Annotated in this window: 13 protein-coding genes; 3 read left to right on the forward strand and 10 right to left on the reverse strand. The window is 69.6% G+C overall.

The annotated features are described in order from the left end of the window. Window positions 1-10: 10 nt before the first annotated feature. Together G6N46_RS09740 and G6N46_RS09745 are read left to right on the forward strand one after the other, a co-directional pair. The gene (locus G6N46_RS09740) at window positions 11-325 is read left to right on the forward strand and encodes an ESX-1 secretion-associated protein (RefSeq protein ID WP_138248456.1); all 315 of its coding nucleotides are present in this window, start codon (window positions 11-13) and stop codon (window positions 323-325) included. Window positions 326-328: 3 nt separating this feature from the next. Further along, window positions 329-922: a hypothetical protein gene (locus tag G6N46_RS09745; RefSeq protein ID WP_138248455.1), complete on the forward strand. Its 594-nt coding sequence runs from the start codon at window positions 329-331 to the stop codon at window positions 920-922. Window positions 923-1,000: 78 nt separating this feature from the next. Here the strand turns inward: G6N46_RS09745 and G6N46_RS09750 are convergent, their stop codons facing one another. From G6N46_RS09750 to hrcA, 3 genes are read right to left on the reverse strand one after another with little or no spacing between them, the layout of a single operon-like run. Then, on the reverse strand, window positions 1,001-1,738 hold the full coding sequence (locus G6N46_RS09750; protein ID WP_138248454.1) for a 16S rRNA (uracil(1498)-N(3))-methyltransferase: 738 nt from the start codon (window positions 1,736-1,738) through the stop codon (window positions 1,001-1,003). A gap of 15 nt (window positions 1,739-1,753) precedes the next feature. Further along, entirely contained in the window at window positions 1,754-2,905 is a 1,152-nt protein-coding gene (gene dnaJ / locus G6N46_RS09755) for a molecular chaperone DnaJ (RefSeq protein ID WP_138248453.1), read from the reverse strand. Window positions 2,906-2,946: 41 nt separating this feature from the next. Beyond that, window positions 2,947-3,978 (reverse strand): heat-inducible transcriptional repressor HrcA, encoded by a 1,032-nt coding sequence (gene hrcA / locus G6N46_RS09760; RefSeq protein WP_020102097.1) that lies wholly within the window; start codon window positions 3,976-3,978, stop codon window positions 2,947-2,949. Window positions 3,979-4,168: 190 nt separating this feature from the next. On the opposite strand from hrcA, the gene G6N46_RS09765 reads away from it, so the two are divergent. Continuing rightward, window positions 4,169-4,498: a type II toxin-antitoxin system VapB family antitoxin gene (locus G6N46_RS09765; RefSeq protein ID WP_064860908.1), complete on the forward strand. Its 330-nt coding sequence runs from the start codon at window positions 4,169-4,171 to the stop codon at window positions 4,496-4,498. 7 nt (window positions 4,499-4,505) lie between these two features. Here the strand turns inward: G6N46_RS09765 and G6N46_RS28350 are convergent, their stop codons facing one another. From G6N46_RS28350 to G6N46_RS09800, 7 genes are all read right to left on the reverse strand, one after another. Beyond that, complete coding sequence (locus G6N46_RS28350; protein WP_138248452.1) at window positions 4,506-4,868, reverse strand: hypothetical protein; 363 nt, start codon at window positions 4,866-4,868, stop codon at window positions 4,506-4,508. 423 nt (window positions 4,869-5,291) lie between these two features. Further along, the gene (locus G6N46_RS09775) at window positions 5,292-5,504 is read right to left on the reverse strand and encodes an MbtH family protein (RefSeq protein WP_138248451.1); all 213 of its coding nucleotides are present in this window, start codon (window positions 5,502-5,504) and stop codon (window positions 5,292-5,294) included. Continuing rightward, window positions 5,482-6,771 (reverse strand): NADPH-dependent L-lysine N(6)-monooxygenase MbtG, encoded by a 1,290-nt coding sequence (mbtG, locus tag G6N46_RS09780; RefSeq protein WP_138248450.1) that lies wholly within the window; start codon window positions 6,769-6,771, stop codon window positions 5,482-5,484. The genes G6N46_RS09775 and mbtG overlap by 23 nt, the downstream gene beginning before the upstream one ends. Beyond that, entirely contained in the window at window positions 6,768-11,144 is a 4,377-nt protein-coding gene (locus G6N46_RS09785; protein WP_138248449.1) for a non-ribosomal peptide synthetase, read from the reverse strand. Before G6N46_RS09785 ends, mbtG begins: the two co-directional genes overlap by 4 nt. Continuing rightward, window positions 11,141-16,213: a non-ribosomal peptide synthetase gene (locus G6N46_RS09790; protein WP_138248448.1), complete on the reverse strand. Its 5,073-nt coding sequence runs from the start codon at window positions 16,211-16,213 to the stop codon at window positions 11,141-11,143. The genes G6N46_RS09785 and G6N46_RS09790 overlap by 4 nt, the downstream gene beginning before the upstream one ends. A gap of 1 nt (window position 16,214) precedes the next feature. Beyond that, window positions 16,215-19,124 carry a mycobactin polyketide synthase MbtD gene (gene mbtD, locus G6N46_RS09795; RefSeq protein ID WP_138248447.1) on the reverse strand — a complete coding sequence of 970 codons (2,910 nt, stop codon included), beginning with the start codon at window positions 19,122-19,124 and terminating at the stop codon, window positions 16,215-16,217. Further along, window positions 19,124-20,428 (reverse strand): beta-ketoacyl [acyl carrier protein] synthase domain-containing protein, encoded by a 1,305-nt coding sequence (locus tag G6N46_RS09800; protein WP_138248446.1) that lies wholly within the window; start codon window positions 20,426-20,428, stop codon window positions 19,124-19,126. Before G6N46_RS09800 ends, mbtD begins: the two co-directional genes overlap by 1 nt. Window position 20,429 lies beyond the last annotated feature (1 nt).

Genomic DNA, 20,429 nt, shown 5'->3' on the forward strand with positions numbered 1-20,429 from the left:
GGAGCAACACATGAGCAGCAGACTCACCGTCGAGACCTCGGAGTTGCAGGCGCTCTCCACCAAACAAGACGATGCCGCCGCCACGTTCAGCGCAGCCGGCGACACGACGTCCTACGTCGAGGTCAAGGTGCTCGCGACGCACGGGCCGCTGTGCATGTCGACGCAGTCCGCGCTGAGCGCCGCGAACAACGCCCGCAAGGCCGCCTGCGAGCAGATGATGAACAAGTCGCGCAACCTGGCCGACAACCTGACCAAGGCCGCGTCGCAATACGATCAGACGGATTCGCAGGAAGGCGCCCACCTCAGCAAGCAGATGCAGATCTGATCGATGTCAGACCATTCCTGGGACGATCACGACGACGATCACGACGACGACCATCTCGCCGAACCCGATGGCGCACTCGACTACTTCGCCACGGACAGCAGCTCTGACACAGACCCGGAGGACTCGGATCTCGACCTCCTGGTGACGTCGGATGGTGAGACACCCGAAGTCGATACGGCGGGCTCCTACGCGGACGCGATCGCGCCGGAAACCGACACCTCATTCGACGACGGCGAGACGCCGGACGACGAAGCGCCGCGAGTGGTGGTGTTCGCGGTATCCGATCCCGCCGGAAACGTCACTGCCGAGGCGTCCATCGCCGGATCCATCCAGCGGATCAAGCTGGCACCCAAGGCCACTTCGATGACCGAGGCCGAACTGTCCCGCAGCATCCTGGCGACCGCGAAGCTCGCGAACATGAAGGGGCGCGCCGTACAACGGGCGCTCATCGAGGGCGTCCTCGCGGCCGAAGGGCTGGACGACGAGCGGGTCGAGGCCATCATCGAGATGAACGCACCCGACCTGCCGACACCGCGACAGGCCGACGACGCAGTAGCCGCGGCAGAGGCGGCATACCTCCGCGGTGAGCACCGCTAGCCGAGCTGCGGGCCACGCGCGAACATGCCTGGGCGACTTGGCTGTTCGGCGGACCCACCAGCGCCGGTCGCGGTGGTACTAGACCTGCCAGCGCGGCGTCAGCACACCCAGGGCGCCCAGCGCGACCGCGGCCGCGGTCGACGTCCGCAGCACCGACGGTCCCAGCCGAACAGCGATGGCACCGGCGGCGACCAACGCCGCCACCTCGCCGTCGGTGATACCGCCTTCGGGCCCCACGATGAGCGTCACCGACTCTGTGGACGCCGAAATCACATCGCGCAGCGGCACTTCCGCCGATTCGTGCAGGACGAGGGTGACACCCATGCCGATGGCCGCGACAAGCTCAGCGGTCGACACCGGGCCACTGACGGACGGCACGTAGGGGCGGCGGGACTGCCGCGCCGCCGACCGGGCCACGGCACTCCAGCGACGTAAACCCTTCTCCACCTTGGCCGCGCCGTCCCAGCGCGCGACGCACCGCTCGGACTGCCATGCCACGAAGGCGTCGGCGCCGGCCTCGGTGGCCAATTCGATGGCCAGTTCGGAACGTTCGGATTTGGGCAGGGCCTGCACCACCGTCACCGTCGGCACCGCGGCCGGGACGTCGGTGACCGACAGCACCCGTGCCGTCAACCGGCCCTTCACGGCGTCTTCGATCACGCAGTGCGCCAACGTGCCCGCGCCGTCGGACAGGTCGAGTTCCTCACCCGGACGGATGCGTCGCACCGTCGCCGCGTGGAAGCCCTCGTCACCGTCGACGACGGCGATACCGCCGACCTCCGGCACCGCGTCGACGTAGAACAGCGCCCGGCTCACCAGCAGCCCCGAAGGCTAACGGCCGCTGAAGGTTTCGCGCAGGCGGCTGAACAGCCCACCTCCGCCGCCGGCCACAGCCTGCGTGGACCGCACCTCGGTGACGTCCCGGGACCGCTGCTCCTTGAACTTGCGCAGCAGCTCGAGGTCACGATTGTCGAGCCGGGACGGCACCACCACATCGATGTGCGCGTGCAGGTTGCCGCGGACCCCGGACCGCAGGTGCGGCATGCCGTGGCCACGCAGGGTGGTGATCGAACCGGGCTGGGTGCCCGGCGCGATGGTGATCTCGGTGGGCCCGTCGAGGATGGCCTCGACGGTGACCGTGGTGCCCAGCGCGGCGTCGACCATCGGGACCGAGACGGTGCAGTGCAGGTCGTCGCCGTCGCGCAGGAACAGCTCGTGCGCCTGCTCGTGCACCTCGACGTACAGGTCGCCGGCGGGTCCACCGCCCGGGCCGACCTCGCCCTGGGCCGCCAGGCGCACCCGCATACCCTCACCGACGCCGGCCGGAATCTTCACACTCACGTCGCGCCGGGCGCGCACGCGGCCGTCGCCGCCGCAGCGGTGACAGGGGTCGGGAATGACCTCGCCAACACCGCCACACACGGGGCAGGGGCGCGATGTCATGACGTTGCCGAGCAGCGAGCGCTGGACCGTCTGGACCTCACCCTGGCCGTGGCAGGTATCACAGCGGGCGGGCTGGGAATTGCCGTGCGTGCCCTTGCCCTGGCACAGGTCGCACAGCACGGCGGTGTCGACGGTCACCTGCTTGGTGACGCCTGTTGCGCACTCCTCGAGGTTCAGCCGCAGGCGCAGCAGCGAGTCCGAGCCCGGGCGCACCCGGCCGATCGGACCGCGCGAGGACGCGCCGCCGCCGAAGAACGCCTCGAACACGTCGCCGAGTCCCCCGAAGCCTGCGAAACCCCCGGCACCGCCGCCGCCTCCGCCGCTCTCCATCGGGTCACCGCCGAGGTCGACGATGCGCCGCTTCTCCGGGTCGCTGAGGACCTCGTAGGCGGTGCTGATCTCAGCGAACCGCTGCTGTGCGCCCTCGTCGGGATTGACGTCGGGGTGCAGCTCCCGGGCCAGCCTGCGGTAGGCCTTCTTGATCTCCGAGTCGCTGGCGCCCTTGCTCACGCCGAGCAGGCCGTAGTAATCGCGTGCCACGCCTAAGAACCTTGCCTAATCTCTCGAACTGCTGGGCACCCTCACCGGGTGCCCAGAACCTCGCCTATGTACCGGGCGACAGCCGCGACGTTGGCGATGGTGCCCGGATAGTCCATCCGGGTCGGGCCCACCACGCCCATGCCGCCGTAAACCTTGCCCAAACTGCCGTAGGCGGTGCTCACGACGGATGTCCCAGCCATCTGCTCGGCCTCGGTTTCGTGGCCGATGCGTACCGTGACTTTACCTGCCTCCTGCTGGGCAGCCAGCAACCGCAGGACCACGACCTGCTCCTCCAGCGCCTCCAGCACGGACCGCAGGGACCCGCCGAAATCAGCCGTGTTGCGCGTCAGATTGGCGGTGCCGCCGAGCAACAGCCGCTCTTCCTGGTGCTCAACCAGCGTCTCGACCAGCACCGTCGCCGCGCGGCCGACAGCGTCGCCCAGGCCGCCGTGGCCGTCCATCTGCGAGGCCAGGTCGGCCACCGCGATCGACGCGGCCGACAGCAGCTTGCCTTCCAGGGCGGCGCCGAGGCGCTCCCGCAGCTGCGACAGCTCATGCTCACCGATGGAGTCGCCGAGTTCGACCACGCGCTGGTCGACGCGTCCGGTATCGGTGATGACCACCAGCAACAGCCGCGCGGGCGTGAGCGCCACGACCTCGAGGTGGCGCACCGTCGAGCGCGACAGGGTGGGGTACTGCACGATCGCGACCTGCCGGGTCAACTGCGCCAGCAGGCGTACCGCACGGCGCAAAACGTCGTCTAGGTCAACGCCGGATTCGAGGAAACTCAGGATGGCGCGGCGCTCGCTGGACGACAGCGGCTTGACGTCGTCGATCCGGTCGACGAACTCGCGGTACCCCTTCTCGGTGGGCACCCGCCCCGAGCTGGTGTGTGGCTGGGTGATGTAGCCCTCGGCCTCCAGAACGGCCATGTCGTTGCGCACCGTGGCGCTCGAAACGCCGAGGTTGTGGCGCTCGACGAGCGTCTTGGAGCCGATGGGCTCCTTGGTGGAGACGAAGTCCGCAACGATGGCACGCAGCACTTCAAAGCGACGGTCGTCGGCACTACCCATTCGTCACCTCCGGTTTCACCGCCATTTTACGGTGACGATGGATTCGGGCGGTTGACAGACGCCATTCGGGGCGATCTTGATGGCCGGATGCCTCGGCAAACCCCCAGTCGACCCGCTAGGGTCACCTGTATGCCGACGCTGTCACCGCGGACCCGCTCGGCGCACGGGGAGCTTGCGGAGTGATCTACTCATGATTTTCAAAGGGGTGCGCGACGGAAAGCCCTACCCGGAGCATGGGCTGAGCTACCGCGAGTGGGCCCAGATTCCGCCGCGCCAGCTGCGTCTCGACGAAATCGTCACCACCACGACGGTGCTCGCCCTGGACCGCCTGCTGTCCGAGGATTCGACGTTCTACGGCGATCTGTTCCCGCATGCCGTGCGCTGGCAGGGCACCATCTATCTGGAAGACGGCCTGCACCGCGCGGTGCGGTCCGCGCTGCGGAACCGGGTGGTGCTGCATGCCCGGGTGTACGACATGGATGTGCCACTGTCGCAGCAGCTTTCGCCAGCCGGCGAATGAGCGCGCGCTAGCGCAGGTACATGCCGGCCAGCACGACGATCACCAGCGCGACAAGCCCGATACCCAGGCACATCAGTGCCGTGACGACCCGGCTGCGGGCGTCGCCCCCCAGCCGGTAGGTGCCACGGAACAACGTGGACATGGCGATGCTCGCGGCGCGCCAGCCCGCGGAGTTGCCGTTGCTCTGCTGTTCGGTTTGCGGCTGCTGGTAGCCCGGTTGCGAGTAGGGGTACGGCGACGGGGCGTACGGCTGCTGCGGGTTCGGGTACCCGGGCGGTGGATATCCGTAGCCCTGCGGGACGGGATGGCCCTGCGGATACGGCCCCGGCTGCGGTTGTTGTTGCGGATACCGGGGATCCGGATACGTCATTGCTGCACTCCCCCTGGTCAGCGTTGGCCATCCGACTCTACTCGGGCCTTCGAGCGTGCGGGACAGCGCAGAAATCCACATGCGTCGAGGGTGCGGAGAGATCGTCGGATCCGCGGCGGAGACGGTCTGACTGCACATTCGTCGTCACGTGCGGTGTGGCCGCTTCGCGACGGTGCGCGCAGATCGTCGGATCTGCGCGGGAGACGCTCTGGCTGCACATTCGCGCGCATGCGCGTGCTGGGCACTTGACAAGCGAATGCCTTCTGGCATTGATTCTGCGCTGAGGCCCACAAAATTCGAGTGGCGAAGACCCCAGGCGCAGAATCGACGTGAGGCCGGCACTGATTCCGCGGCTACGGCGCAAAAACCCGAGTGGGTGAGACCGTGAGCGCAGGATCAAGTGGCGTGACTCGACGGACCGCTTCAGCCCACCAAGGTGTCCCGCAGCGTCTTGGGCCGGATGTCGGTCCAGGTCTCCTCGACGTAGGCCAGGCAGTCGGCGCGCGTGCTCTCACCGAACACGACCCGCCAACCGGCGGGCACGTCGGCGAACACCGGCCACAGGCTGTGCTGCTCTTCGTCGTTGATCAGGACGTAGAACGCGCCGTTCTCGTCATCGAACGGATTGCTGCTCATCGCTTCTCCTCACGGATGGTGTGGCATATTCGGCACCCAGCACGCGGTCGCTGAGCAGACCGAGACAGCTGAGGTTGGGGAATCCGGGGCCCTGCGTGAGCCAGGACAGGCTGGGCAGGAACAACTTCGGCGTCACGCCGCTGACCGCGAGGTCGTAGCCGATGGCCCGCTGCAGCGAGTCGCCCGACAGTGGCGCACCGATACCGAGTTCCAACACGTCCAGCGCGTCCTGGCTCAGGAGCGGCGCGAACCACATGGAATCGGCGCCGGAACCGTCGATCACCAGGTCGAAACCGTGCACCGTCTCCAGGCAGCCGGAGTCGCGTTCGGTCTGCAGCGTCAACCGGATCCGGTCTTCGCGGGGCACGGCATGGGCGACGCGGCCACGCAGGTGCCGGATGCGGTCGTCGGCCAGTAGCGAGTCCTGGACGCGGGCGGAGAACACGCCACGGTCGGTGCGGGCCATGGCATCTCGGCGCTCCGAGATGCTGAGGCCGGCCCAGCCCGTCGGGTCGGAGAACAGGGTGTTCTCGAAATAGCCCTCACCGCGGGTGAACAGGGTGACGCCCGGGGAGATCACCGTGATGGTCGAAACCCGGTGCGAGAACAGCTCATCGAGCATGGTGGCGGCGGTCTCGCCACCGCCGATGACGGCGACCCGCTCGGCATTGATGCGCTCGTCCTGCGCGACGCGATGCCAGAACTGGGCGATCGACAGCACCCGCGGATGTCCCGGCAGGATGGAGCGCTCGGCCTGCCCCGGCCCGGTGATCATCACGCCGTCGGCACGCACCTGCTGATCGCGGCAGTGCAGCACCCACTGGTCACCGTCCACCGACAGCTGGGTGACTTCACCCGTGACCACTTGCATGGCAACGCTTTCCGCCACCCATGCCAGGTACTGGCTCCAGCGCCGGTGCGTGGGTGCGGGCCGGCCGCGGTCGATCCACTCGGCGAACTGTCCCGTCGAGATCAGGTACGACTGCCAGCTGTGCCGCATCATCCGTTCGTCGAGTTCGACGTTGCGGCGCGGCACGAGCGCCGACCGGTACGGGAAGCCGACGTCCTTTTCCGGTCCGGTGCCCAGCCGGTGCCGGCCGTCGGTCCAGCCGCCGGCGGCCTGCCAGTTGGCGCCGACGCCCAGGCGTTCCACCGCGATGACATCGGGCGCGGCCACGCCCATGGCCCGCAGTTCGGCGGCTTTGGCGGCCACGGCGACCGCTTTGGCGCCGGCGCCGATGACGGCCAAGGTGTTCGGGGTTGTCATTTCACCACTTCCCTGAGCTGCGATTCCCACAGCTGTTGCAATTCGGCAATATCGTCTGCGCTGAGAATGTCCGGCACCGTGCGCCATTGGACACCGAGCGCCGCGGTGCCGTCGTGATCGATGACGCCCGCCAGCAGCGTCAGCTCGTGGTGCACCGCGTAGTTCGGTTCGGGTACCGGTGACGCCCCGGCCAGCAGCGTGCCGTCGAGCTGCAGTGCCGCTCCGCTCGCCCCGAGATGTACCCGGCCCAGGTAGTTCAGCAGCACCTGCGGCTCCGGGTACGCCGACAACCGCTCCGCGGTGTCCGCACGCAGATACCGCAGCAGCCCGAAGTCGATGCCATGCCCAGGGACCGCGGCGATCTCGGCGCTGACCTGGTGTGGCGCTTCGGAACTGATCCGCACCGGGTAGATGGCACTGAACAGGCCGACGGTGTCGCCGGTGTCGACCTGGTCCGCGGAGACGACGGTGTCCGCGCGGCCATGGGTCTCCAGCGCCACCAGCGGAGCCGGAGTCTCCTGCCCGCGGCGGTGCCGCCACCTGGTGATGGTGCGGGCGGTCGCGGCGGCCAGCAGATCGGTGACCGGCTGGCTGGCCGCGAGCAGCCGTGCGGTCAGGTCCGGGTCGATGACCGCCATCGACATCACCACGTCTGCGGCACAGTCGGTCTCGGGCTTCACCCGGCGGCTGCCGAGCGCCGGATCCGGCCCGGCGACCTGCGATTCCCAGAAGTCCGCGGTGTCGAGGTCCTGCGCGCGCTCGGCGACCAGCCGGGACCAGGCCCGGTAGCTGGTGTGCTCGCGGACGGCGGCGGGTTCGGCACCGGACTCCAGCGCGTGCCAGCCATTTTCCAACTCGCCGAGCACGATTCGCCAGGATGCCGGGTCGATGGCCAGCACATGGGCACTGAGCACCAGCACCTTGCCGCCCGAGCGCCCCGCGCTGTCCTGTGGGTGCAGCAGCACTGCCTGCAACAGGCGACCCTGCTCCGGATCCAACCGCTCGACCGCGAGATCGGTCTGCTCGGCCACCGCGGCCACCAGGTCACCGTCGACGGTGACCTCGGAGAGGACGTCGCCGACCGGATGGTCGACCAGGGTCATGGTGGCCCGGTCCAACCGGCTGCGCAGGGCGGGGTGCGCGGCAATGACGCTGTGCAGCAACGTGTTCAGTTGCTCGGCGGTGATGGCGTCCGGCAGCCGCACCGCCTGGGTCTGGGCCAGGCGCCGGCCATCGCCGTACTGGTACAGCCAATGCACGTTGGGCAGCACCGGCACCGGTCCGGACTCCTCGACGGCCGCCGCGGCCAACTCGTTCTCGGCATCCAGTTCGTCGGCCAGTTCGCGAATGCTGCTGCAATCCAGCATCATCCGGGCCCGCACCGCCAGACCGCGGCGGCGCGCGGCCTGAACCACCGACAGTGCCACGATGCTGTCGAGCCCCAGATCGAGGAAGTCGGCGGTGACGTCGAGCCCGGCCGGATCGGCCACCTCCAGGACGTCCGCGAACAACTCCGCCACGGCCAGTTCGGTCGCGGTGGCCGGAGCGGCTGCCTGCCCGGCCCCGGCGGCGGCGTCGATCGCGGCCAACGCCGCGTCGTCCACCTTGCCGTTGACCGTCAGCGGAATCTCGTCCACGGCGATGATGTGGTGCGGCACCAGGTATCTCGGCAGCCGGGACGCCAGCATGCGCCGCAACTCGGCGGCACCTGCCGCCCCCGCGACATATGCGACGAGCCGCGGCCCACTGCCGTGCCGCCGGACGGTGACATGCGCGTGCCGCACCCCGGGATGCGCGTGCAACACGGCGGCGACCTCGCCGGGCTCCACCCGGAAACCACGGATCTTCACCTGATCGTCGGAACGCCCCTGGAATTGCAGACCGCCGGTGGCGGGATCGCGGCGCACCACGTCGCCGGTGCGGTACATCCGCGCGCCGGCGACGAACGGGTCGGCGACGAATCGCGCGGCCGTCTCGCCGGCGCGGCCCAGGTAACCGCGGGTGAGCTGGCCACCGGCCAGGTAGAGCTCACCGGTGACACCGTCGGGCACCGGCCGCAGCCACGCGTCCAGCACGTAGGCGCGCGTCGCGGTGGTCGGATGCCCGATCGACGGCGCGTCGTGCTCGGTGAACGCGGCCACGACGGCTTCGACGGTGGTTTCGGTTGGGCCGTAACAGTTGTAGGCCGACATGCCGGTGCGGTCGCACTCGCCGCGGATGGCCGCCCACGCGTTCGGGTCGACGGCTTCGCCGCCCAGTGCCAGCGCGGTCAGCGGCACCGTCGTCAGCAGTCCTTCGGCTTGCAGCTGCGTGAACATCGACGGCGTGGTGTCGATCAGGTCGATGCCGTACTGCCCGATGGTCGCCACCAGCGCCTCGGCATCACGCTGCACCTCGTCGCCGACGATGTGCAGACCGTGGCCGTCCAGCAGCGCGGCCAGCGGCTGCCAGGCCGCATCGAAGGTGAACGACCAAGCGTGCGCAACCCGCAGTGGCCGACCGGCTTTCGCCACCGCCGGGTGCAAGACCCGGGCGGCATGATCGGCGGCATAGGACAGCACCGCGGCGTGGGTGCCGATCACGCCCTTGGGCTTGCCGGTGGTACCCGACGTGAAGACGATGTAGGCACCCTGGCCGGGATGTGTTGGTAGCGGCGTGAATTCGCCGACGGGATGGGTGCCCGCGGCGGCCAGCAGGGCGTCGTCCACGATCACCGACGCGTTGGTCTGGCCCAGGATCTCCTCGACCCGGTCGGCGGGCATCGACGGGTCCAGCGGCACGATCAACCCACCGGCCTTGAGCACGCCGAGCATCGCGACGACGTAGTCGGGCCCCCGGCGCAGCAGCACCGGCACCGGCGCCTCGGTCTCGACGCCGCGCCGCCGCAGTTCGGCGGCGACGCGGTCGGACGCCTCGTCGAGACCGCGGAAGGTCAGTGCGCCGCCGTCATAGGACAGCGCCACCGAACCCGGCTTGTTGCGCGCCGTGGCGGTGAACTTCTCGTGGATGCCACCGGTTTCGGTGGCAGCTGGGGGCACTGCCACCTCGGGTCCGACAAGTTGAATACCGACGTCGCGCAACGGCCGGTCCCAGCCGTCGACGAGGCGCTGCATCACCGCGAGCACCTGCCGGCCGAGGTCCTCGGGTGAGATCAGCCCCGTGGCACCGTCTTTCGTCTCGACCAGGACGGTCAGTTCACCACCGGTGAGGTGCGCGGCGACCGTGACCGGGAAATGCGCCAGGCTCTGCAGCGCCCGGGGCCGGAAAGTGGCGCCACGAACGTCGAATTCACCGCTGCCGACCAAGCCGCCGGGCGGGAAGTTCTCATAGACCAGGAGGCTGTCGAACAGTTCACCGACACCGCCGAGCGAGCGCAGTTCGGTGTGCGACAGGTAGCTGTGCTCACGCAGCTCGGCGGCATCGCGCTGCAGGGCCAGGCACTGCTCGCCGACGCGGCGCAGCGGGTCCAGCCGGACTCGCAGCGGCACGGTGTTGATGAAGAGACCGACCATGGACTCGACGCCGGCCAGCTCCCCCGGCCGGCCCGAGACGGTGACGCCGAAGACGACGTCACGCCGGTCGGTGAGCACCGACAGGATTGCCGCCCAAGCCATCTGGGTGAGGGTGTTGACCGTGACGCCACGGGCCCGGGCGGCCTCGACCAGACGGTGCGTCTCGCCCGCGGATGCCTTGATCTCGGTGGTGTGGGGCAGGTCATCGCCGAGTTCACCGGAGCCGAGCGCCGGTGCCAGCATCGTCGGGCCGTCGAGCCCGGCCAGGTGCTGCTGCCACAGCCGGCGACTGAGTTCGGGCTCGCGGGCCGCGAGCCACCCGATGTAATCCCGGTACGGGCGCGGCGCCACAGGCAGCACGGAGATGTCGCCGCCGGCCGCATACAGTGCGAGCAGTTCACCGACGAACAACGGCAGCGACCACCCGTCGATGACGATGTGGTGCGCGACGACCGCGAAACGCCAACGCTGTTCCGGCATCTCGATGAGCAGGAACCGGATCGCCGGTCCCCGCTCCAGGCTGAACGACCGCCGCCGTTCCTGCGCTTCGAGGTCGTCGGCAGCGTCGGGCGAGGCCGCGGTGAGCTGCCGCCACGGTAGGTCGACCGCACTCGGAATCACCTGCACCGTGCGGGCTCCGGCCTGCACGAAGCTGGCCCGCAGGTTGGGGTGACGCACCAGCAGGGCCGCCGCGCAGTCCCGCAGCAGGACCGCGTCGACGTCGCCGTCGATGTCGGCGGACATCGCGATCAGATACGGGTCATCCGCCTGATCGAGTTGCGCCATCGAGTACAGCCCCTGCTGCAGCGGGCTGAGCGCCAGCACGTCCTCGATGACCGGCGCCGGTTGCAGTGTGGTCACTGCGGATCCTGCGGTGCGGTCCAGGATGTCGCGAACGACGCGGTCAGTTCGGCGAGTTCCTCGGCGGAGAGCCCCGACACCGTCATCGGTGCATGCTCGCGGTCCTCACCTTGTGCCCCTTGGGTATCCGCCGCGGACCGGGCGTCGATGGCCGCGGCCAGCTCATGCACCGTCGGGTACTCGAACACCATGCGGGCGGTCAGTTTCATACCCGCGTCACGGCCACGCGCCGCCAGCTGGACCGCCTTGATGCTGTCGCCACCGAGGCTGAAGTAGTCGTCGCCCCGGCCGATCTCGGTTTCGGCGTCGAGCACCTCGGCCAGCAGGGCGATGAGGGCGCGTTCGGTGTCGGTCCGTGCGGGCTCCACCACCGTCGACCCGGCTCGCGCCGCGCGCAACTGCACGGCCTCGATGCGCTCGAGCTGCCCGTCGGCCAGCCACCTACCACGTTCGCCGGTCGGTGCCGACTCCTGGTAGATGTCGCCGACCACGCCGATGCCCACAGGCTGATGCCACTCATCGAGCACGAGAATGCCGCCTGCCCCCGCTGCTTCAAAGGCTTCGTCGACCCGCAGCTCCCGTAGCCGCTGATCGGCGTTCTCGGCGATGCCGTTGATCACCCGGACGAGCCGGTCGGCGAGGCGCTGCGCGGTCTCCGCCGTGTACAGGTCGGTACGGAAGATCAGGTGACCGCGGTAACCGTCCTGGGTGGCAAAGAAATTCACCGACAGGTCGGCGTGCGCCACGTCGAAGGTCGGCTCGAGTGCGGTGAACGTCGTGTCGCCGTCGGTCCGCGAATCGATGACGTGGTCGGTCGGCAGGTCCTCGCGCACGTGCACGACGACACCGAACAGCGGGTTGCGTGACAGCGAGCGGGCCGGGCTGACGGCATCGACGACGTGGTCGAACGGCAGGTCCTGGTGCGCGTATGCCGCCAGCGCGGTGTCCCGGGAGCGGACCAGAATCTCGCGCAGCGTCGGGTCGCCGCTCAGGTCGTTGCGCAGCACCAGGATGTTGATGAAGAAGCCCACCAGCGCATCGAGTTCGGCCTCGGTGCGGCCGGCCACCGGGGTGCCGAGCGGAATGTCGAGCCCCTCACCCGATTTCGCGAGTGCCACCGCCACGGCGGACTGCAGCAGCATGAAGTCGGTGATGCCGAGTTCCCGGGTCAGCGCGGTCAGCTTGGTCCGCACCTCGGGATCGACGACGAACGGCACCGACGCACCCTCACCCGAGAGCACCGGCGGCCGGGTGAAGTCGGGCCGCAGACCGGGGTCGGCGGGCGGTTCGGCCAACTGGACACGCCAGTAGTCCCGTTGCGCGGCAAGCAGTCCCGACTCGTCGGACAGCAGCGTCGCCTGCCAGGCCGCGTAGTCCGAGTACTGCACCGGCAACGGCGCGAACTCGGGTGCCCGCTGCTCGAGACGCGCCCGGTAGGCGGTGACCAGGTCGGTGAACAGCACGCCGGCCGACCAGTGGTCGGCGGCGATGTGGTGCACCATGATCGACAGCACGTGCTGGCCCGGAATGGACAGCACCGCGGCGCGGATCGGCCACTGCGCTTCCAGGTCGAAAACGTAGCGCCGCTCCCGGTCGAGTTCGGCCTGCAGCCACTCCTCGTCGGCGCCGCGCGCGCGGCGCACCGGCAGCGGTGCCGGGTCGTTCACGACCTGGTAAGGCACACCGTCGATTTCGGTGTAGGTGGTGCGCAGCACCTCGTGCCGTTCGACCAGATCACCGAGCGCGCTGACGAAGGCGTCGACGTCGCACGGGCCGGTGATCCGGGCCGCGAACGGGATGTTGTTGACCGGCCCCGGACCGTCGATGCGGTACTGGAACCACTGGCGCAGTTGCGATGCCGACATCTGACGCGGGCCGGAGTGCTCGATGGCGAGCAGCGGGGGCCGGTTGCGCGGTGCCCCGGTGTCGACGCGCGCGGCGATCTCGGCGACCGTGCCCAGCTCGAATACCTCACGCACCCCGATGTCGGCGTTGCACCGCGCCCGGATCGCCGCGACCAGCTTCGTGGCCAGCAGCGAGTGCCCGCCGAGTTCGAAGAAGGAGTCATCGGCACCGACCTGCTCGACGCCGAGCAGGTCGGCGAACAGCTCGGCGACCTTCCGCTCGGTGTCGGTGGTCAGTTCACGGAATGCGGTGCGGGACTGGATGTCCGGATCGGGTAGTGCGCGGCGGTCGATCTTGCCGTGCGCGGTGATCGGGATTTCGTCGAGCACGACGTAGCCGGCCGGCACCATGTACTCGGGCAGTGCTGCCACCACCCGCGCCTTGATCCGTTGCACGTCAACCGATTCCAGATCGCCACGCTCGGCCGGGGTGAGGTAGCCGACGAGGCTCTTGCCCAGCCCGGGGAGGTCGCTCGCGACGACGACGGCCTGGCCGACGCTGGGGTCCACCGCGATGGCGGCGGCGATCTCGCCGAGTTCGATACGGAAGCCGCGGATCTTGACCTGTTCGTCGGCGCGACCGACGAACTCGATGTCGCCGTCGACGTTGAGCCGGGCCAGGTCGCCGGAGCGGTAGAGCCGGCCGCCCGGGGTGAACGGGTCGGCGACGAAACGCTCGGCGGTCAGACCGGGCCGCTGATGGTAGCCGTGCGCGACATGTGTTCCGCCGATGTAGATCTCGCCGATGACGCCGACCGGCACGGGCCGCAGCGCGTCGTCGAGCAGGTGCATCTGCGTGTTGATCTTCGGCTTGCCGATCGGCACGATGCGCGTGCCCTGCTTGCCCTCGACGCGGTACCGGCTGGCGTTGATGACGGTCTCGGTCGGGCCGTAGAAGTTGTGCAGCAGGGCATCGAAGGTGGCGTGGAACTTGTCGGCCACCTCACCCGGCAGGGCTTCGCCACCGATCGGCACCCGCTTGAGGCTGCGCCACTCGTTGACGCCCGGCAGCGACAGGAACAGCCCCAGCAGCGAGGGCACGAAGTGCATCGAGGTGATGCCCTCGGTGCGCAGCAGCTCGGTCAGGTACCCGATGTCGTTGAGACCGCCGGGGCGCGGAATCACCAGGCGCGCACCGCAGGCCAGCATGCCGAACACCTCGGCGATGGACACGTCGAAGCTCGGCGAGGCCACCTGCAGCAGCCGCTCGTCGGCGTCGATCTGGTACTCGTCGACGAACCACACGAAGTACTCGGCGACCGGCCGGTGCGGCACCGGGACGCCCTTTGGCAGACCCGTCGACCCCGAGGTGTAGATGAGGTAGGCGGTGTTGGCTGCCGTCAGCGGCCGAACCCGGTCGGCATCGGTCGGGTTGTCGTCCCGCAGTCCGTCGAGGTCGGTGATCGGCTCACGGATCACGAGTTTCGGGTCACCGTCGCTCAGGATGAACGACAGCCGGTCCTCGGGGTAGGTCGGGTCGACCGGCAGGTACACACCGCCGGCCTTGACGATCGCCAGCGCGGTGATCACCAGTTCGGGCGACTTCTCCAGCAGGACCGCGACGCGGTCCTCGGTACCGATGCCCTGGCCGATCAGCCAGTGCGCCAACCGGTTCGCTTCGGCGTTGAGTTCGCGGTAGGTGTAGTACCGGCCCTCGTACGCGACGGCGACCGAATCCGGGGTGCGCTCGGCCTGCGCTTCGATCAACGCGGCCAGCGTGGTGTCCGGGGTGCTGAACTGCTCGCCGGTGGCCATCCGGCGCAGCCAGTCGGCGTCGGCGTCGTCCATCAACGCGAACTCGGCCAGGGGCCGGCCCGGATCTGCCAGCGCGGATTCCAGCAGCACCACGTAGTGCCGCAGCATCTGGTCGGCCAGTGCGGCGTCGAGGATTTCGGTCAGGTACTCCGCCTCGACCAGCGCCCCGTCGTCGTCGAATTCCACCATGAAGCCCAGCGGCAGCTGGGTCTGGTGACCGCGGTACTCGGCCCGGCGGCAGGTGATCCCGGACGGGCAGAAGCCGCGGCCGTCGGCCTCGCGCGCGCCGAACGAGACCCGGGCCAGTCGCTCGACACCGTGGCGGCGGTCCGGGTTGAGCTCACGCACCACGCGGTCCAGGTTGATCTGCTGATGGGCGAACGCCCCGTGGGTCGTGTCCTTGGCATGAGTGACGAATTCGCCGAAACTCTGGCGCGCTTCGGGACGCAGGCGCAGCGCCACCGTGTTGCCGTAGTACCCCAGCGCGTCCTCGGTGCCGCCGCCGCGGTTGAGGACCGGGGTGGCGATCAGGATGTCGTCGGTGTGGGTGTAGCGGTGCAGCACGGCGCCGAAGGCCGCCAGCAGCACGGTGTACGGCGTGGCCGCGGTCTGGCGGGCCAGCTCGCCGATCCGGGCCACGGTAGCGGCATCGATACGCCGGGTGACGCGCTGCGAGCGGTGGCCGGTCGGCACGAGGGAGCCGTGCGCACCCGGAAGTTCCAGCGGCTCAGGCGGATCGGCGAGCACGGAGCGCCAGTACTCGAGTGCCTCGGTGTGGTCTTCGGCCGGCACGGGCGCCGGGATCACCTCGGGCAATTGCTCACCTTCGTAGGCCCGCGTGAGATCGCCGAAGAACACCTGCCAGGACGCGTCGTCCCAGGCGATGTGGTGCGCGGTGAGCAGCATGATGTGCTCGTCCGCGCCGGTGCGGATCAGGCTGATGCGCAAGGGCGATTCGGTGTCGAGCCGGAACGGCGTGCCGAACTCCCGCTGCGCCAGCACCTCGAGCCGCAAGGTGCGCGACGCCTCCGGCAGGTCGCTGAGGTCGTGTGTGCTCCAGCCCGGTGCCAACTCGTCGTGGATCGTCAGACCGGGCTCGCCCGTCGCATCCGCCCGATAGGTGGTGCGCAGGACGGGGTGGCGGCGGGCCACCGCGGTCACCGCGTCCTGCAGGCGCTGGTGGTCCAGCGCGCCGGTGATCACAAAGGACACACAGACATTGAGCAGTGCGCCCTCGGGTTCGGCGGTCTGCACGAACCACATCCGGCGCTGGCCGTCGGACAGCACCGGGACGACGGGCGTGCCGTCGCCCGCTTGTGCCTGCCCCTGGGACTGCAGGCCGCGCTCGGCGAGCTTGCGCCGCAACAGCTCCAGGCGCGCGTCTTCTGCCCGGATGTCGGTCTCGGTCACGCTAGCTCTCCACCTTCTCTGATCTGTCGGTTAGCAAATCCACCAGTTCGATACCGGTGATGCCGCTGAGCAGCCCGGCCAGCGGCACGGACCGGCCGGTGCCCCGGCGCAGTCGCTTGCGCAGGTCCAGTGCCAGCAGCGAATCCAGGCCCAGATCGAACAGGGCCGCGGTCAGGTCGATGTCGGCGGGGTCGCCCAGTTTGAGCACCGCCGACAATTCATGACGGACGACGTCTTCGGTGTCGGCGCCGGCGCCCAGTTCGAACGGAACCTGCTGCGGTGCAGCCGGTTCCGTCGCGGCCGGGACCGCACCGAGCAGTGCCGCCAGCCGCTCGGCGTCAGCGCTGAAGATCAGCGGTGCGGACGCGCGGGTTCCGAGCGCCGCCTCGATGGCGATGTCGGGCTCCATTTCCCGCAGTCCGGCGCGCTCGATCCGCGCCACTTCGTCGGCCCCGACGATGCCGGCACCCGGCCACAGTCCCCATCGCACGGCCACACAGTCGAGGCCCTTGGCGCGGAACTGCCCGCCCAGCACATCCTGCATGCGGTTCACCGCCGCGTACGCGACATGACCGAGCCCGCCCCACAGTCCGGACACCGACGAGCACACCAGGATTCGGGCATCCGGACGCAGCGGCCAGTACTCGGCCAGCCGGGCGAGACCTCCGACCTTCGCGGCCGCGGTGGCGATGAATTCGTCCGCCGCCACCGTCGTGCCGAACGCCGCCGCGCCGGCCGCATGGACCACGAGCGTCGCACCGTCACCGCCGTAGGTCGCCGCGGCCGCCGAAATCTGTTCGGGCGACGTGATGTCGCACTGCACCGAGAATACGTCGGTGTCGCCGTCGTACTCGGCCAGTTGCTGCGCGCCGGTGCCACTGCGGCTCACCAACACGATGCGGCGGGCACCCGCGGCGGCGAGGGTCCGCGCGAAGTGCAGCCCGACCGCGCCGTTGCCGCCGGTGATGACCACGTTGTCGAGAAGCCCGGGCGCCGGTGCGTCGACGTCGGGAAGGGCCTGCAGACCGCGCCGGTACTGCTGCGAATCACGCAGCGCCACCTCGGTTCCCGTACCGAGCATGGTCTCGATGACGGCGGTGGCCGACGGCGCGTCGAGGTCCCAGGACGCCAGGTCGAGGTGGCGGAACGTCTGGTCCGGATGGTCGAAGGCGATGCTGCGGTGCATGGCGGCCAGGGCCGCCTGGGCGGGCAGCGCCACCGGCTCGTCGTCGCGCACGTGCTCGCCGCCGACGGTCACCAGCCACACGTCGCTGCATTGCGGCCCAATGGCATTCGGGTATTCGCACAGTCCATCGCCGATCAGCTCGGCGAGGTCGGTGATCGCCGCCTCGGTGTCGGGGTGATCGAGCATCGGTGCGACGACGATCAGCAGATCGGCGTCCGCCGGCTCGACGAGCACGGTGCCGAGGTTGGCCCGCACGCCGTCACGGAGATGGTCGGCGAGCGCACCGGGCGGTCCCGGCAGGTCGACCACGGCAGCGCGCCGGATGATCAGCGGCACGGTCTCGCCCGACTGTGGCAGCCACTGCTCGGCACTGACCGTCAGTCCGGCCACCGGGGGCAGCGGTTCGGGCGCGGCCCAGAGGTGCATCGCCGCCATCGGCGCATGCGGAAATCCCCGCAGCAGCGGTTGATTCGGCTCGATGTGCCCGGCCCAGTCGTAATCCGGGTCGGACACCGCCACTGTGGCGATGTTGTCGGAGAGCACGTCGGCCACCGCCTCGTCGCGGCGTCCAGAGCCGACCGTCAACGGCGCATCAACATCGGCGAGCGCGTGCAGCAAGGCCGGGTGTGCCGACATCTCCACGAAGGCCTCGACGCCGCTGTCTCGCGCCGCGGCGGCGGCCCGGTCGAATCGCACGGTGTTCCGCAGGTTCCGGTACCAGTACTCACCGAATTCGGTGCCCGCGCCGACCGCTTCGCCGGTGACCGATCCGATGAACGGCACCGCCCCGGCGCCGAACTGTGCCTTCGGCACACCGGACAGCAGTTGTGCGCGTAGCGGATCGAGCGCACTGGTGTGCGCGGGGAAGCTCATGGCGATGACGCGGGCGAAGCGGCCGCGGGACTGTAGGTCGGCGACCAGGTCCGCGATGGCGGTCCGGTCGCCGGACACCACGACCGATGCCGACGAGTTGACCACGGACAGTTCCATCCACCCGGCAGCGTTCGAAACCTCTTGCTGTGCTTCGTCGACGCTCATCCCCAGGGCCGCGGCGCCGAAATCGCCGGCCAGGCTGTCCAGTGCCCCGGCCCTGGCGATGACCACGGCGACCGCCTCGTCCAGCGTCATGGCACCGGCGACGTACGCTGCGGCGATCTCACCGAGGCTGTGCCCCAGCGTGGCATCCGGCTCGATGCCCAGGGCCTGCCACACCGATGCCAGTCCGACGGCGTGCGTGAACTGTGCACTCTGACTGTGGATTTGGGTCCAGTCCCGGCCGGCCGGGTCGACCAGGAAGGCCAGCGGCGAGTCGATGCCCGCGGCGACGAACGCGTCGGCGCAGCGGTCGGCCGCGGCGCGGTACACCGGCAGCTGCCGGTAGGCATCGGCGCCCATCGACGGCCATTGGCCGCCGTTACCAGGGAAGACGAAGGCCGTCCGGGGCGCTGCCGTCCGTGCGGAGACCGCGACCAGGGGGTGCTCCTCCCCCGCCGCCAACGCCCGCAATGCGGCAGCCAACTCGGCCGCGTCATGCGCCCGGACCACAGCCCGGAACCGCCGACGGCGACGCAGCCGCAACAACATCGCGGCCACCGAGCCGATGCCCACGGCACCACACGTGTCCAGGTAATCGGCGATGCCCGTCGCCTCGGCAGCCAGGAGCTCTTCGGTGTGTGCGCTGAGCAGGACGGGCACGCGGCCGTCGGGAAAATGCGAAAGGCTCATCACGCCACCAATCCCTCCGGCATCGCGACGACGACGTGCGCGTTGGTGCCGCTCATGCCGAAAGCCGACACCGCGGCGAGGCGCTCGCCGTCGACGGCGGGCCACGGAGTGTGGTCGGTGGCGAGCCGCAGTCCCTGTGCGTTCCATTCGATTTCGGCGCTGGCCTGCGCGGTGTGCAGGCTCGCCGGGATGGTGGCATGCTCGGCCGACACCAGGACCTTGGCCAGTCCCAGCGCACCGGCGGCGGCCTGGCTGTGCCCGACGTTGGATTTCACCGAACCCAGGACCGCGCCCCGACCGGGTGCGGTGGCGCCGTAGGTCTGGGCCAGCGAGGTCAATTCGGTCCGGTCCCCGAGCTTGGTTCCGGTGCCGTGCCCTTCGATCATGCCGATCTGGTCGGGCCGGGCACCGGCGAGATCGAGCGCGCGGCCGAACAGCCGCGCCTGCGCCGGTCCGCTCGGCGCGGTCAGGCCGGTGCTGTGCCCGTCCTGGTTGAGGCAGCTGGCCCGGACTTCCGCGAGCACGCGGTGACCGCCCTGCTGCGCCACCGACTTTCGTTCCAGCACGAACATGCCGGCGCCTTCGGCCCACACCGTGCCGCTGGCCTGCGCGCTGTAGGGCCGGCAGTGCCCGTCGTCCGAGAGGGCGTGCTGTTTGGCGAATTCGACGAAGTATCCCGGCGACCCCATGACGCACACCCCGCCGGCCAGCGCCATGCTGCAGTCGCCCGTGCGCAGGGCTTGTACGGCGGTGTGGAACGCGGTCAGCGCCGATGAGCACGACGTGTCGATCGTCAGCGCCGGGCCATCGAGGCCCAGCAGGTAGCCGACCCGTCCGGAGATCACCCCCAGCGACGTCCCGGTGATGAGATGGCCGCTCAGGTCGGAGTATTCGGCGAGGTCGGGGCCGTACCCGGTGCCCGAGGCGCCGATGTAGCAGCCGACGTCATGCCCGGCCAGGTCATCGGGGTTGATGCCGGCGTTCTCCAGGGCCCGCCACGTCACCCGCAGCGCGACCCGCTGCTGCGGGTCCATCGCCACCGCCTCGCGCGGCGAGATACCGAAGAACGAGGGGTCGAAAAGGGCGGCGCCGGTGAGGAATCCGCCGCGGTTGTGGATGCGCTTGAACCCGTCGCGGCGCGAGCCCGCGAGCAGGTCGCGCACGGCCCAGCCGCGGTCCTCCGGGAAGGTGCTCAGCGCCTCACGTCCGGAAGACAGCAACTGCCAATAACTTTCAGCGCTGTCCACATCGCCCGGGGCTTCCACCGCCATCCCGACGATGACCACCGGATCGTCCGCATTCATC

The organism is Mycolicibacterium phocaicum, from assembly GCF_010731115.1.
GTDB classification, from domain to species: domain Bacteria; phylum Actinomycetota; class Actinomycetes; order Mycobacteriales; family Mycobacteriaceae; genus Mycobacterium; species Mycobacterium phocaicum.